Origin of the sequence: Rhodopseudomonas faecalis (assembly GCF_003217325.1) — a bacterium.
GTDB classification, from domain to species: domain Bacteria; phylum Pseudomonadota; class Alphaproteobacteria; order Rhizobiales; family Xanthobacteraceae; genus Rhodopseudomonas; species Rhodopseudomonas faecalis.
In genome coordinates this window covers 68770-82128 of the sequence record NZ_QJTI01000006.1, presented here as the reverse complement: position 1 = coordinate 82128, position 13359 = coordinate 68770, and the positions used below count along the sequence as shown (strand labels likewise).

Sequence of the window (13359 nt, the reverse complement as noted above, 5' to 3'; positions counted from 1 at the left end):
GGGAATTGCTCGATTGGCGAATGAGCCGCGACGATGCGGCTCCATGGACGCAATGTGAACCGGCATACGCCCTCGGCAGGAGGCGCACAGCCCCGGGCATGGTCGACAGGCGAGTTCGGGCCGATCCCTATCACAAACGGAGGGCTCCTTGACAGAGCCGGAGCGCCGCCATCGCCGCGGCGCTTGGTCCGCCTGATCGCCGGCTGGGGGCAGCGGCGCTATTTGTCAGAGCCCGGCGGCTTGGCGGCGACGATGTCGTCGGCTTTGACCCAGCCCGGCGATCCCACCGGGAACCGGGTTTTGGCGCGGGCGGCCAGTTCGCGTGCGGTCTTGTTGTCACCGCGCAAAAACGCCGCTTGCGCTGCGGCAAGGTCGGCCTGGGCATAGTCGCCCTTGCGGCCATAGGCCATCGCGAGCTGCGAGTAGCCGAGCGGCGCCTCGTTCTCGCGCGCCAGCGCGTTGCGCAGCAGCCGGATCGCTTCGTCGGTCGAGGCCGGGTTGTTGCTCGCCACCATCGCCTGACCGAGCAGCATTTCGATCAGCGGCGCGCCGCCGGACAGTTGCACCGCCTTGCGCAGCGACGGGATTGCTTCGGCCGGCCGCGCGCCTTCCAGCAGCGCCTGGCCGCGCAGCTCGTGGAAATAGGGATTGTTGGGTTGAGCCTGGATCAGCGCATCGATCTGGCTCAGCGCCGAGCGCAAATCGCCATGCAGATAGGTGCTGATGGCGCGGGCATAGCGTGCCGGCAGGCTGTCATTGGAGGGCGGATAGCGCCGCGACACCGTATCGGGCTTTTCCATGAAGCCGGAAGTTTTGGCGCGCATCATGTCGTGGCGCAGTTGCAGCGCCGGGTCGTCCTTCTTGTCCCAGAACGCGCTGGAACGCGCCAGTTCTTCCAGCGCGCGCACGCGCTCGGCCGGCATCGGGTGCGACTGCGCATAGGGATCGGCGCCGCGCGCGGCGAACAGGCTTTCGCTGCTGAAGCGCTGAAAAGTCTCATACATGCCGCGCGGCGATTGGCCGGTGGCGGTCAGGAATTTGACGCCGGCGCGGTCGGCGTTTTCCTCCTGCTGGCGCTGATAGGACAACAGGTTGCGGCGGATCATCTCCTGCGGCGCGCTGAGCGCGGCCATGCCGATATTGCTGCCAGAGCTGTTCGGGCCGGTCTTGGAGCCGGCGACCATGGCGCCGACCCCGAGCAGCATCGCGACGATCATCTGGGTCTGAGCCTGCGCCAATTGCTCGCGCAGTTTTGACAGATGGCCGCCGGCCAGATGCCCGGTCTCGTGCGCCAGCACCCCGATCAGCTGGTTCGGGGTTTGCGACTGCATCAGCGCGCCGTAATTGACAAAAATTCGGCGGCCGTCAGCGACGAAAGCGTTGAAGCTCGGATCGTTGATGATTGCGACCTGAATATTGTGCTTCTCGAGCCCCGCGGTGCGCAGCAGCGGCCTAGTATAGTCGCGCAGCAATTGCTCGATTTCGGTGTCGCGCAGCAGCCGCGGGCCGGGGCCCTGTGCCTTGGCCGGCAGCGGCGGCAGCGCCATGGCGACCGTGACCACGCATGCCACCAATTGGCCCAGCAGTCGGCGCAAGGGGGCGCGATGGGAGCTTTGCAGTTTCGTCATTGGCCACGGTTCATTTGCGGGATATGCCCTAGCATGCCGCCGAATGGGGCGGCACAGCGGCGGGCCCACCCGGCCCGGCGAAGACACCCGGAGATAGCAGATTCCGATGCTGGATGCGACCACCACCGACCACAATCGCGAAACGCTCGCACGGCTGCTGGCGCCATCGGCGCGCAGCGATGTTCCGCCATTCATGGTGATGGATGTGATGGCCGCGGCCGAGCGCATCGAAGCCGCCGGCGGTCATGTGATCCATTGCGAGGTCGGACAACCGGCAGCGCCGGCGCCGCGCGCCGCGATCGCCGCCGCGCACGCCGCGCTCGATCAGAACCGCATCGATTATACGTCGGCGCTCGGCATTGCGCCGCTGCGGACGCGGATCGCGCAGCACTATCAGGACGTCTATCGCTGCAACGTGCCGGCCGAGCGCGTGGTGGTCACCACCGGATCATCGGCGGCGTTTGTGCTGGCATTTCTGGCCATGTTCGAACCGGGCGATCGGGTCGCGGTCACCGTGCCGGGCTATCCGCCCTATCGCCATATCCTCAAGGCGCTGGGCTGCGTGCCGGTCGAGATCGAGACCCACGCCGACACCCGCTACGCCTTGACCGGCGAGGCGCTGCTGGCCGCGCATCGCCAGGCGCCGCTCAAGGGCGTGCTGGTCGCCAGTCCTGGCAATCCGACCGGCACGATGATGACGCGCGAAGCGCTGGCCGATCTGATCGCGGTCGCCGAGCGCGAGGGCATCAAGTTCATTTCCGATGAGATCTATCACGGCCTCGATTACGCATTTCCGGCGGTCAGTGCGGCGGAAATGTCGCCGCATGCGGTGGTGATCAACTCGTTTTCAAAATACTTCTGCATGACCGGCTGGCGCGTCGGCTGGATGGTGGTGCCCGACGCCTTGGTGCGGCCGATCGAGCGTCTGCACCAAAATCTTGCGATCTCGGTGCCGACGCTGTCGCAGATCGCAGCCGCCGCGGCCTTTGAAGGTCGCGAGGAAATGGAGGCGGTCAAGCGTGGCTATCAACTCAACCGCGAAATTCTGATCAACGGCTTGCCGCAGGCGGGCCTGACTGAATTCCTGCCGGCCGATGGCGCGTTCTATCTGTATGCCGACGTGTCAAAGTTCACGTCAGATAGTGCTGAGTTCGCCCAGCGAATGTTGGCCGAGGCGCGGGTGGCGGCAACGCCAGGGGCGGATTTCGATCCGGTGCGTGGCCGGCACTTCATACGGTTCTCGTATGCGCGCTCTGCGGACGACATGCGCGAGGCGGTGGCGCGTATCGGCCGCTGGCTCGGACGTTAATCACTACGATTGTACATGGTCGGGCGATTCCAAGCTTGATCTGAGCGGCATTTCGTCGCTATAGCCGGCTGCGAATAATTCCTTCCGGAGAAATTCGTTTGCCGATCAGCCTTTCAGCGCCGCGATGCTCGCGCGGGCACGTCGCGCTTGCGGCGATGCTCTGGCCGCAGCGCGCAGAGCAATTCCCCAACTGGTTGCGTCTTGCTGTTCTGATCGTGTTCGGCACCGCGCTGCTGTCGGTCTCGGCCAAGGCCAATCTGCCATTGCCGCTGGTACCAATGACGTTGCAGTCGTTGATGGTGCTGCTGATCGGCGCCGTCTATGGCGCGCGCTTGGGCGCGGCCACCGTGCTCGTCTATGTGGCTGAAGGGGCGATCGGCCTGCCGGTGTTTGCGGGACCAACAGCTGGTCTTGCTGTGCTCATCGGGCCGAGCGGTGGCTATCTCGCCGGCTTTGTCGCCGCCGCCTTTGTGGTCGGCTGGCTCGCCGAACGCGGCGAGGATCGCACCATGCTGCGGCTGTTTGCCGTGATGGCGATCGGTCATTTCATCATTTTCGCGCTCGGCTTTGCCTGGCTTGCTTACGGTCTTGAGTTTGAGGCCGAACGCGCCTGGCTGGTCGGCGTCCTGCCATTTCTCGGCGGCGCGCTGATCAAGAACGCGCTGGGAGCCTTTCTGCTGCCAACTATCCGACGTGGGCTCGATCGCCGTCATCGGTGATCGCGGCCTTCGCCGCCGCTCAAGCTTTGCAATGACTGGGCTGACCGTATTGCCCGTGGTCGGCACGGTACCCGACGTGACAACGACAGGCACATTCTGCGAGCGGATGGAGTGATCGCCATGTCGACCACACAGATCAATGCCATGGGTACGATGCGCCGAAGCAAATCGAAGCCTTGGTACAAGGTTCTGTACGTTCAGGTGCTGATTGCGATCATCATCGGCGTGCTCATGGGCTGGCTGTGGCCCGATCTTGCCACCAACGAATGGGTGAAGGCGCTCGGCGACGGCTTCATCAAGCTGATCAAGATGGTGATCGCGCCGATCATCTTCTGCACGGTGGTGTCGGGCATTGCGCATATTCAGGACGCCAGCAAGGTCGGCCGGGTCGGCATCAAGGCGCTACTTTATTTCGAAGTGGTGTCGTCGTTTGCGCTGCTGATCGGCCTTGTGGTTGGCAATCTCATTCCGATCGGGCAGGGGCTCGGCGCCACCGGCGATGCCGGCGCGGTCGTCAAATATCTGAAGCAGGCGGAAACGCAGAAGTCCGTCGATTTCGTGCTCAACATCATTCCCGACAGCGTAGTCGGCGCTTTTGCCAAAGGCGACATTCTGCAGGTGCTGCTGTTTGCGATCCTGTTCGGCTTCGCGCTGATGACGCTCGGCGAGCGCGGTCATCGCGTGCGCGATGTGATCGACGATTGTGCGCACGCCGTGTTTGGCGTGATCGCCATCGTGATGAAGGCGGCGCCGATCGGCGCGTTCGGCGCGATGGCTTACACGATCGGCAAATTCGGTCCGGCGGCGCTCGGCAATCTGATCGGTTTGATCGCAGTGTTTTACATCACCGCGGCGCTGTTCGTGTTCCTGGTGCTGGGGCTGATCGCTCGCGTGATCGGCTTCAACATCTTCAAGTTCCTCGGCTACATCAAGGACGAGCTGTTGATCGTGCTCGGCACCTCGTCCTCGGAAAGCGCGCTGCCGCAATTGATGGAAAAGCTCGAGCGGCTCGGCTGTTCGAAGTCGGTGGTCGGCCTGGTGGTGCCGACCGGCTATTCCTTCAATCTCGACGGCACCAACATCTATATGACGCTGGCCACGCTGTTCATCGCGCAGGCGCTCGGCGTCGATCTGACCTGGGGTGAGCAGTTCACCATTTTCGTGGTGGCAATGCTGACCTCGAAGGGCGCCAGCGGCGTCACCGGCGCCGGCTTCGTCACGCTGGCCGCGACGCTCTCGGTGGTCAATCCGGCGCTGGTGCCGGGCATGGCGATCGTATTTTCGGTCGACAAGTTCATGAGCGAGGTGCGGGCGCTCACCAACATCACCGGCAACGGCATCGCCACCGTGTTCGTGTCGTGGTGGGAGGGCGAGCTGGATCGCAACAAGCTCAAGGCGGCGTTGAACCGCACCGTCGATCCGTCCGATGTCGAAACCGCGGTGACCACCGGCTGATGACCAACTTCAAGTTAGAGCTTTGGTTCTGCCCCATCAGAACCAGAGCTCTAACCGAGCGCCCCGCCGCAACTGATGGCGCGTGCGACTAATACCATCGGGTCGTATCATTGACCGTCATACCCGCGCTTGTCGCGGGTATCCACGTCTTAAAATCGCTGCAAGATCAAAGACGTGGATGGCCGGGACGAGCCCGGCCATGACGTGCGGATCGGTTGGCATCAATCGCCGCTAGTATAAGCTCAAACTCACTCCATCGACGCTTTTCGATCGACCAACAAAAAAGCCGCCCGGTGATGCCGGACGGCTTTTTCGTATCAGTTGTTGGCCCGGTTACTGGCCGCCACCAAAGCGGCGTGACCACCAGCCGATGCGGCGCGGCTGCACGGGCTGCGGAGCAGGGGGCTGCTCAGTGGTGTCCGCGGACGGAGCGACCGGTTCGGCGGTCACTTCAGGAGCCTGAGCCACAGCAGCCTCGACGCTCGGCTCAGCCGGCGCGGTCGGGGCATCGATCGCAAGCTGCGGCTCGGCCACAGCCGGTGCCGAAGCGAAGCTGACCTTCTCGCGCACCGTCGAGCGACGGCGGGCCGGCTTGGAGTCGTGACCGTTGGCTTCGCTGCCCTCGTCGGCCTGCGCGGCTTCGGGCTGGGCCTCGGCCGACGGCGCTTCAACAACCCGCGCTTCGACCGGCTGCGGCTCCTGCGGCGCGGCGCCATTCAGCTTCGGCTGGTCGTCGGGCTGCTGCGCGGCAACGGACGGAGCTTCGGTCACGTCGTCCTGATCGCTGTCGGTGTCGTCGGCCTGCGGCGTGTCGCCATTGAGGTCCTGATCGTCGCCAGCGGCCTCGTCGTCGCCGCCCAGCGCCAGTGCGTCCTCGCCATTGCCCGAGCCAGTGCCACGACGACGCCGTCCACCGCGGCGGCCACGGCGCCGCGGACGACGCTCGCCTTCGCCGTTCTGATCGGCGCGGGTGTCGCCTTCGCTTTCGCCTTCGCTTTCCTCGGCGGCCTCGTCGCCGCTTTCATCGGATTCCACGACTTCGACGGTGTTGAGCGGCGCGATCGGGAAATCGTCGTCCTGCGGCTGAGCGCCTTCGCGCGCTTCCGCCGACCGCGGCCGACGACGGCGCCGACGCTTGCGCTTGCTGCGGCCTTCGCCGTCACCGTCGGCGTCGGTCGCACCGGCTTCGTCCGCAAGGCCGATGGTCTCGTCGGTTTCGATCTCGGCTTCGAACTCGTAGTCGTCGTCCTCAAAGCCGTCGTCGGCTGGCACGGCGGCGAGCTGCGCGGCCAGCGTGGCCTTGGCGGCTTCCAGCGTGTGCACCTGGTCGCCGCGATCGATCACATAGGACTGCTGACCGGTCACGGTCGGATCGGCGTTGACGAACAGCGAGACCTTAAAGCTGCTCTCCAGATCGCGCAGATGGCCGCGCTTGTGGTTGAGCACATAGAGCGCAACGTCGGTGCGGGTGCGGACCACCAGATTGTGGGTCGCGCCCTTCATCAGGATTTCTTCCAGGCCGCGCAGCAATTGCAGCGCCACCGACGACACCGAACGCAGATGGCCGGAGCCGCCGCAATGCGGGCAGGGCTCGGTCGAGCTTTCCAGCACGCTGGCACGGATGCGCTGGCGCGACATTTCCAGCAGACCGAAATGCGAGATGCGGCCGATCTGGATGCGGGCGCGATCCTGGCGCAGACATTCGCTGAGCTTGCGCTCAACCGCACGGTTGTTGCGCTTCTCCTCCATGTCGATGAAGTCGATCACGATCAGGCCGGCGAGATCGCGTAAGCGCAGCTGGCGCGCCACTTCCTCGGCCGCTTCGAGATTGGTCTTCAGCGCGGTGTCTTCGATGTGATGTTCGCGGGTCGAGCGGCCCGAGTTGACGTCGATCGCGACCAGCGCTTCGGTCTGGTTGATGACGATGTAGCCGCCGGAGCGCAGTTGCACGGTCGGCGAGAACATCGCGTCGAGCTGGCTTTCCACGCCCATGCGCGAGAACAGCGGCTGGGCGTCGCGATACAGCTTCACCGCGCGCACATTGGACGGCATCAGCATGTGCATGAAGTCGCGCGCTTCGCGGTAGCCGGCTTCACCCGCCACCTGAATTTCGTCGATCTCCTTGTTGTAGAGATCGCGCAGCGAGCGCTTGATCAGCGAGCCTTCCTCATAGACCAGGGTCGGGGCCTGCGAGCGCAGCGTCATGTCGCGCACGGTTTCCCACATCCGGATCAGATATTCGAAGTCGCGCTTGATTTCCTGCTTGGTGCGCGAGGCACCGGCGGTACGCAGGATGATGCCCATGCCCTCCGGCACGTCGAGATCCTGCACCACTTCCTTGAGGCGCGAGCGATCCTGCGCCGAGGTGATCTTGCGGCTGATGCCGCCGCCGCGCGCGGTGTTCGGCATCAGCACGGCATAGCGGCCGGCCAGCGACAGATAGGTGGTGAGCGCCGCACCCTTGTTGCCGCGTTCTTCCTTGACCACCTGCACCAGCATCACCTGGCGGCGCTTGATGACTTCCTGAATCTTGTACTGGCGGCGCGGACGGAACGCGCGCTCGGGCACTTCTTCGAGCACGTCGTCGCCGCCGACCGACTCGACGACGTCCTCTTCGGAGTCCTCGGCATCGTCGTCGCCGTCCTCATCGTCGTCGTCGTCGTCGCCATGATCGTCATGGTCGGCGTGCGACTCATCGGCGCCGGCTTCGCTGGCGACAGCGGTTTGATCGATCGGGAACGGCGCATCCTCGGCATAGCCGGTCTGTTCGGCTTCCGTTTCGGGAAGCACCGGTGCAAGCGCGTCGGATGCAACAGCGGCGGGCTGTTCCGGAGCGATCGGCGCGGCTTCGGCGCTGCCTTGCGGCGCGGCCGGCTCGTCATGGGCGAACGGCTGATGGTGCGGCGCATAATCGACCGCGGGCAGCAGCTCGGTCGAGGCTACCGCGTGCGGCTGCGGCTCGTCGTGCTGGCCGCCGTCCTGGTCGTGGTGGGCATCCTCGTGGTGATCGGCATCGTGCTGGTCGGCGACCGCAGCCAGCTCATGCGCGTCATCCGCGCTCGGCTCGGACGCTTCGCCGTGCTCGCCGCCTTCAACAAAGACCGGCTCCAACGTTTCGGCATCAAGCGGCGCGCCTTCGATGATCTCGCTCTGCACGCGCTCGCCATTGCCGCGACGGCGCGAATTGCGATGCCGGGAGCGGCGGCGATTGGAGCGGCTTTCGCTCTCTTCTTCTTCCTCGCGATGGGCGCGTTCGTCGGCCTCGATCAGCGCCTGACGGTCCGCCATCGGGATCTGGTAATAGTCCGGATGGATTTCGCTAAAGGCCAGGAAGCCGTGGCGATTACCGCCATATTCGATGAAGGCGGCCTGCAGCGAGGGTTCAACGCGGGTGACCTTCGCCAGATAGATGTTGCCGCGCAGTTGTTTGCGTTGGGCGGTCTCGAAATCAAACTCTTCGACGCGGTTGCCGCGGACCACGACCACCCGGGTCTCTTCCGGGTGGGTGGCATCGATCAGCATTTTGTTGGCCATTGGAGGACTCATGGCGGCGGATGACGCGCAACTCGGCCCGCGCACGTGGCGCGGCCGGACAATGCAACGGTCCACCTGATTCGGGGGTGAAGGAAAGGCCGAAGCGCAACCCGGAGCGCTGCGCCGCTTGAAGACCCGGGGCGCCGCAGCGCGCGAAGCTATTGCCTCGCAGCGGCGCGTCCTTGTCGTGGGTCTTGGTCGGCAACACAGTCTGGCGCATCAAGCGTCGGCCCGTCTGATCAGAGTGGCGGCGGGGGCCGCCTGGTTTTGCTGAACGGCGGTTGTGCGCCGAAGCGCTTCGCCGGCTTTCGCAAATCGCGGCCCTAAGGCCGAAATCGTTGGTCATGTCGTGCCGCACAACGTCCCTGGTGCTGTTGGGACCGGGATCGGACACCCCTTGGATCAACCGCCGCTCTAACCCCGGCCGCGCGCTGCGCTTGCCGGGAAGGGGGCGGAAACCGCAACACCTCAGCCGAAAAAACTGCAGAGGTGTTGGCGTGCGCCAAGAGGTCTAATGCGACGCAACCGTGAGTTAATACCGTCAGCTCCTCGTACATACGTCGAATGCCTAGCGCTGGCAAGCGAGGCGTCACACGAGGATATCGCCCTATCTGAATCACCCGTTGCCGCTTAAACTCGAGTTAACCGTACACTTCTAATGCAATAAGCACCCTCACGAAGAGAGAGGAATCGTTGGCTCGCCGCGCAAATCATAAATTTGTGTTGGGAGCGGTCCTGGGATTGGCGTTGGTTGCAGCCTTTCTCGCGCCGCCGCGCTTGGCGTTGGCTGACGATCAGGAGTCGACCGGCGCGATCCATGCCAGCTTCCCGGTGGTATCGGAGGCGAGGCTCGCCGGCGACGAACGGCAGACGCGCTTCATTCTCGATCTCGACAAAGAGGTGCAGCAGCGCGCCTTCGTGCTTGCCGATCCGTATCGGGTGGTGATCGACCTGCCGCAGGTCAATTTCCGGTTGCCGGCCGGGACCGGAACCCAGGGCCGCGGGCTGATCAAGGCATTCCGCTATGGGCTGGTGATGCCGGGCGGCTCGCGCATCGTGCTCGATCTGACCGGGCCGGCCAAAGTCGAAAAATCTTATGTGCTCGGCGCTGCCAACGGCCAGCCGCCGCGGCTGGTGCTGGAACTGGAAACGGTCGACCGCACCGCGTTCGTGCAAGCGCTGGCGTCCGAGGATCGGCCGCAACTGCGCGCCGCGGTCGGCGCCAGCGACGGTAACGCCGCCGACGCGCCGGTGCCGATGCCAGTGCCGGATGATCGCCCGGTGGTGGTGCTCGATCCCGGCCATGGCGGCATCGACAACGGTACCCAGGCCGCCAGCGGCGAATCAGAGAAGGTGCTGGTGCTGGATTTCGCGCTGGCGCTGCGCGACCAGATCGAGAAATCCGGAAAATACCGGGTGGTGATGACGCGCACCGACGACACCTTTATTCCGCTGGCCGATCGGGTGCGGGTGGCGCGCAACAATTCCGCGGCGCTGTTCGTCTCGATCCATGCCGACGCTTTGCCGCGCGGCGAGGGCGATGCCCAGGGCGCCACCGTTTACACCCTGTCCGACAAGGCGTCGGACGCCGAGGCGCAGCGGCTGGCCGACGCCGAAAACAAGGCGGACGCGATCGGCGGCGTCAACCTCACCGAGGAACCAACCGAGGTCGCCGACATTCTGATCGACCTCGCGCAGCGCGAGACCAAAACCTTCTCGAACCGCTTCGCCCGCATTCTGGTCGCCGAAATGAAACAGGCAGCACGCATGCACAAGCGGCCGCTCAAGTCGGCAGGATTCAGGGTGTTGAAGGCGCCGGACGTGCCCTCGGTGCTGATCGAGCTTGGTTATGTCACCAACAAGGGCGACCTCAAGCACCTGGTTTCCGAGGATTGGCGCAGCAAGACCGTGGGCGCGGTGGCGCAGGCGGTCGATGGCTTCTTCGGCAAACGGGTGGTCTCGACGACCGCCAATCCCAACTGAAAAACCGTGGCTAAGCCCTAGTTTGGCCACAGCGTCTCCTATACAAAGGCGACGCGCGCGATTGATGTCGGCTGCCATGACAAGCGCCCGGTTTTCGGGGGCTGCTGCCGGGTTTTGGCCAGTCGGCGCGCGACAGACCGGGATTAGACCCGGGTTGGATCGGAATCTCGATAATGCGATTGCTGTTTCGGTTTATGGGCTTCCTGTTCGCCGTTGGAACCATCGTGTTCCTGGTCGGCGTTGCGGCAGTCGCCGGGCTGATCTGGCACTACTCGAAGGACCTGCCAGATTATTCGCAGTTGCAGGACTACGAGCCGCCGGTGATGACCCGCGTGCATGCGGCCGACGGTTCGCTGCTCGGCGAATATTCGCGCGAGCGCCGGCTGTATCTGCCGATCCAGGCGGTGCCGAAGATGGTGATCAACGCCTTCCTCGCCGCCGAAGACAAGAATTTCTATGAGCACGGCGGCATCGATTATCAGGGCTTGGCGCGCGCCGCGCTGCTCTATGCCCAGAACATCGGCTCGAATCGCCGGCCGCAGGGCGCCTCGACCATCACCCAGCAGGTCGCGAAAAACTTCCTGCTGACCAACGAGGTGTCGTTCACCCGCAAAATCAAGGAAGCGCTGCTGGCGATGCGGATCGAGCGGGCCTATTCCAAGGACCGCATCCTCGAACTGTATCTGAACGAGATTTATCTCGGGCTCGGTGCCTATGGCATCGCCGCGGCTTCGCTGGTCTATTTCGACAAGTCGGTCAACGAGCTGACCGTCGCCGAAGCCGCCTATCTCGCTGCGCTGCCCAAGGCGCCGGCGGCGCTGCATCCGGTCCGCAACCGCGACCGCGCCATTGAGCGCCGCAATTACGTGCTCGACCGGCTGATGGAGAACGGCTGGATCAAGCAGGCCGACGCCGACAAGGCGCGCAAGGACCCGCTCGCCGTCACCAGCCGTGCCAATGCGGCGCACACTTTCGCCGGCGAATATTTTGCCGAGGAGGTGCGGCGCGATGTGTTCGAGCGCTATGGCGAGAAGAAGCTGTATGAAGGCGGGCTGTCGGTCCGTACCACGCTCGATCCTAAGCTGCAGGTGTTCGCGCGTCAGACCATGACCGCGGGCTTGGTGCGTTATGACGAAGCTCAGGGCTGGCGTGGCCCGGTCAACAAGATCGACGTGTCCGGCGATTGGGGGCTCAAACTCGCCGACGTGAAATCGCTGTCCGACGTCTCGCCCTGGCGCATGGCCGTGGTGCTGGAGACCTCGGACCACTCGGCTCGAATCGGCTTTCAGCCAGGGCGCGAACTCGGCGGTGCCGTCTCCAAGGAGCGCCAGATCGGCCTGATCACGCTTGATGGCGTGCGTTGGGCAAAGGCTGCTTCCGGGCCGGGCCGCGGCAAAACCCCGAGCTCGGTGTCGCAGGTGCTGTCGCCGGGCGACATCATCTATGCCGACCCGCTGGTCAACAAGGACGGTTCGCGCGTCGAGGGTCAGTACCGGCTGCGGCAGCTGCCGGAAGTGTCTGGCGCCATGGTGGTGATGGACCCGTGGACCGGGCGCGTGCTGGCGATGGTCGGCGGCTTCTCGTTCGACCAGAGCCAGTTCAACCGCGCCACCCAGGCCTATCGGCAGCCGGGCTCGTCGTTCAAGCCGCTGGTCTATTCGGCGGCGATGGATAATGGCTACACGCCTTCGACCGTGGTGATCGACGCGCCGATCGAAATCGATCAGGGCCAGGGCATCGGGGTTTGGCGTCCGGAGAACTACTCGACCGGCAAGTATTATGGCCCGACCACGCTGCGCAACGCGCTGCAGCGCTCGCTCAACACCGTGACGGTGCGGCTGGCGCAGGATATCGGCATGCCGCTGATCGGCGAATACGCCAAGCGCTTCGGGGTCTATGACGATCTGCCCAACTATCTCTCCTACGCACTCGGCGCCGGCGAGACCACGGTGATGCGCATGGTCACTGCCTATTCGATGTTCGCCAATGGCGGCCGCCGGGTGAAGCCGACGCTGATCGACCGGATCCAGGACCGCTACGGCCGCACCATCTTTAGGCACGACCAGCGCGAATGCCGCGGCTGCGAGGCGCCGGAGGGCTGGAAGAACCAGGCCGAACCGCAGCTCGTTGACCGCCGCGAGCAGGTGCTGGACGCGATGACCGCCTATCAGATCACCTCGATGATGGAAGGCGTGGTGCAGGGCGGTACCGCGACCGTGATCCGCGAGGTCGGCAAGCCGATTGCCGGCAAGACCGGCACCACCAATGACGAGAAGGACGCTTGGTTCATCGGCTTCTCGCCCGATGTGGTGGTGGGCATCTATGTCGGCTACGACAAGCCGCGCAATCTCGGCCGCGGCATGACCGGCGGTCATCTGGCGGCGCCGATCGCCAAGGATTTCCTGAAATTGGCGCTGGCCGACAAGCCGGCGGTGCCGTTCCGCGTGCCGGCCGGCATCAAGCTGATCCGCGTCGACGCCAAGAGCGGCATGCGTGCCGGCCCCGAAAGCGGCCGCACCATTCTTGAGGCGTTCAAGCCGGGCACCGCGCCGCCGGACAATTACTCGGTGATCGGTGTTGCCGATGCCGATGGCCGCTCGGTGACGGTGCCGCCTGAAGCCGATCGCATGATTCTGCGTCCCGGCACCGGCGGGTTGTATTGACGATCTCGACGATTGCGCTTTGCCGCAGTCGTCGTTACACCGCAGGCAACACATCGCTTCACGCGATC

7 protein-coding genes are annotated in these 13359 nt (G+C 64.6%); 5 read left to right on the top strand and 2 right to left on the bottom strand.

Annotated features, from left to right (window positions below; genetic code table 11):
- Positions 1 to 218: 218 nt before the first annotated feature.
- Positions 219 to 1628 (bottom strand): M48 family metalloprotease, encoded by a 1410-nt coding sequence (locus tag BJ122_RS06935; protein WP_103010727.1) that lies wholly within the window; start codon positions 1626 to 1628, stop codon positions 219 to 221.
- Between the two features lie 106 nt (positions 1629 to 1734).
- Here BJ122_RS06935 and BJ122_RS06930 point away from each other — a divergent pair, with 106 nt between their 5' ends.
- The 3 genes from BJ122_RS06930 (at position 1735) to BJ122_RS06920 (ending at position 5111) form a co-directional block, all read left to right on the top strand.
- Complete coding sequence (locus tag BJ122_RS06930; protein WP_110780378.1) at positions 1735 to 2937, top strand: pyridoxal phosphate-dependent aminotransferase; 1203 nt, start codon at positions 1735 to 1737, stop codon at positions 2935 to 2937.
- A 155-nt stretch (positions 2938 to 3092) separates the two neighbouring features.
- Positions 3093 to 3656: a biotin transporter BioY gene (locus BJ122_RS06925; protein ID WP_110780458.1), complete on the top strand. Its 564-nt coding sequence runs from the start codon at positions 3093 to 3095 to the stop codon at positions 3654 to 3656.
- Between the two features lie 120 nt (positions 3657 to 3776).
- Entirely contained in the window at positions 3777 to 5111 is a 1335-nt protein-coding gene (locus tag BJ122_RS06920; RefSeq protein ID WP_110780377.1) for a dicarboxylate/amino acid:cation symporter, read from the top strand.
- A 333-nt stretch (positions 5112 to 5444) separates the two neighbouring features.
- Here BJ122_RS06920 and BJ122_RS06915 read toward each other — a convergent pair whose 3' ends face one another.
- A complete protein-coding gene (locus BJ122_RS06915) occupies positions 5445 to 8645 on the bottom strand; it encodes an Rne/Rng family ribonuclease (protein WP_110780376.1) in 3201 nt (1066 codons plus the stop codon).
- Between the two features lie 693 nt (positions 8646 to 9338).
- On the opposite strand from BJ122_RS06915, the gene BJ122_RS06910 reads away from it, so the two are divergent.
- Both BJ122_RS06910 and BJ122_RS06905 read left to right on the top strand, forming a co-directional pair.
- Positions 9339 to 10628: an N-acetylmuramoyl-L-alanine amidase gene (locus BJ122_RS06910; RefSeq protein WP_110780375.1), complete on the top strand. Its 1290-nt coding sequence runs from the start codon at positions 9339 to 9341 to the stop codon at positions 10626 to 10628.
- A 173-nt stretch (positions 10629 to 10801) separates the two neighbouring features.
- Positions 10802 to 13291, top strand: coding sequence for a penicillin-binding protein 1A (locus BJ122_RS06905; protein WP_110780374.1), 2490 nt, complete (start codon positions 10802 to 10804; stop codon positions 13289 to 13291).
- Positions 13292 to 13359 lie beyond the last annotated feature (68 nt).

Bases quoted from the DNA above. Each gene is read 5' to 3' on its own strand.
- BJ122_RS06935 (WP_103010727.1), bottom strand. From the start codon at position 1,628: ATGACGAAACTGCAAAGCTCCCATCGCGCCCCCTTGCGCCGACTGCTG.
- BJ122_RS06930 (WP_110780378.1), top strand. From the start codon at position 1,735: ATGCTGGATGCGACCACCACCGACCACAATCGCGAAACGCTCGCACGG.
- BJ122_RS06925 (WP_110780458.1), top strand. From the start codon at position 3,093: ATGCTCTGGCCGCAGCGCGCAGAGCAATTCCCCAACTGGTTGCGTCTT.
- BJ122_RS06920 (WP_110780377.1), top strand. From the start codon at position 3,777: ATGTCGACCACACAGATCAATGCCATGGGTACGATGCGCCGAAGCAAA.
- BJ122_RS06915 (WP_110780376.1), bottom strand. From the start codon at position 8,645: ATGGCCAACAAAATGCTGATCGATGCCACCCACCCGGAAGAGACCCGG.
- BJ122_RS06905 (WP_110780374.1), top strand. From the start codon at position 10,802: ATGCGATTGCTGTTTCGGTTTATGGGCTTCCTGTTCGCCGTTGGAACC.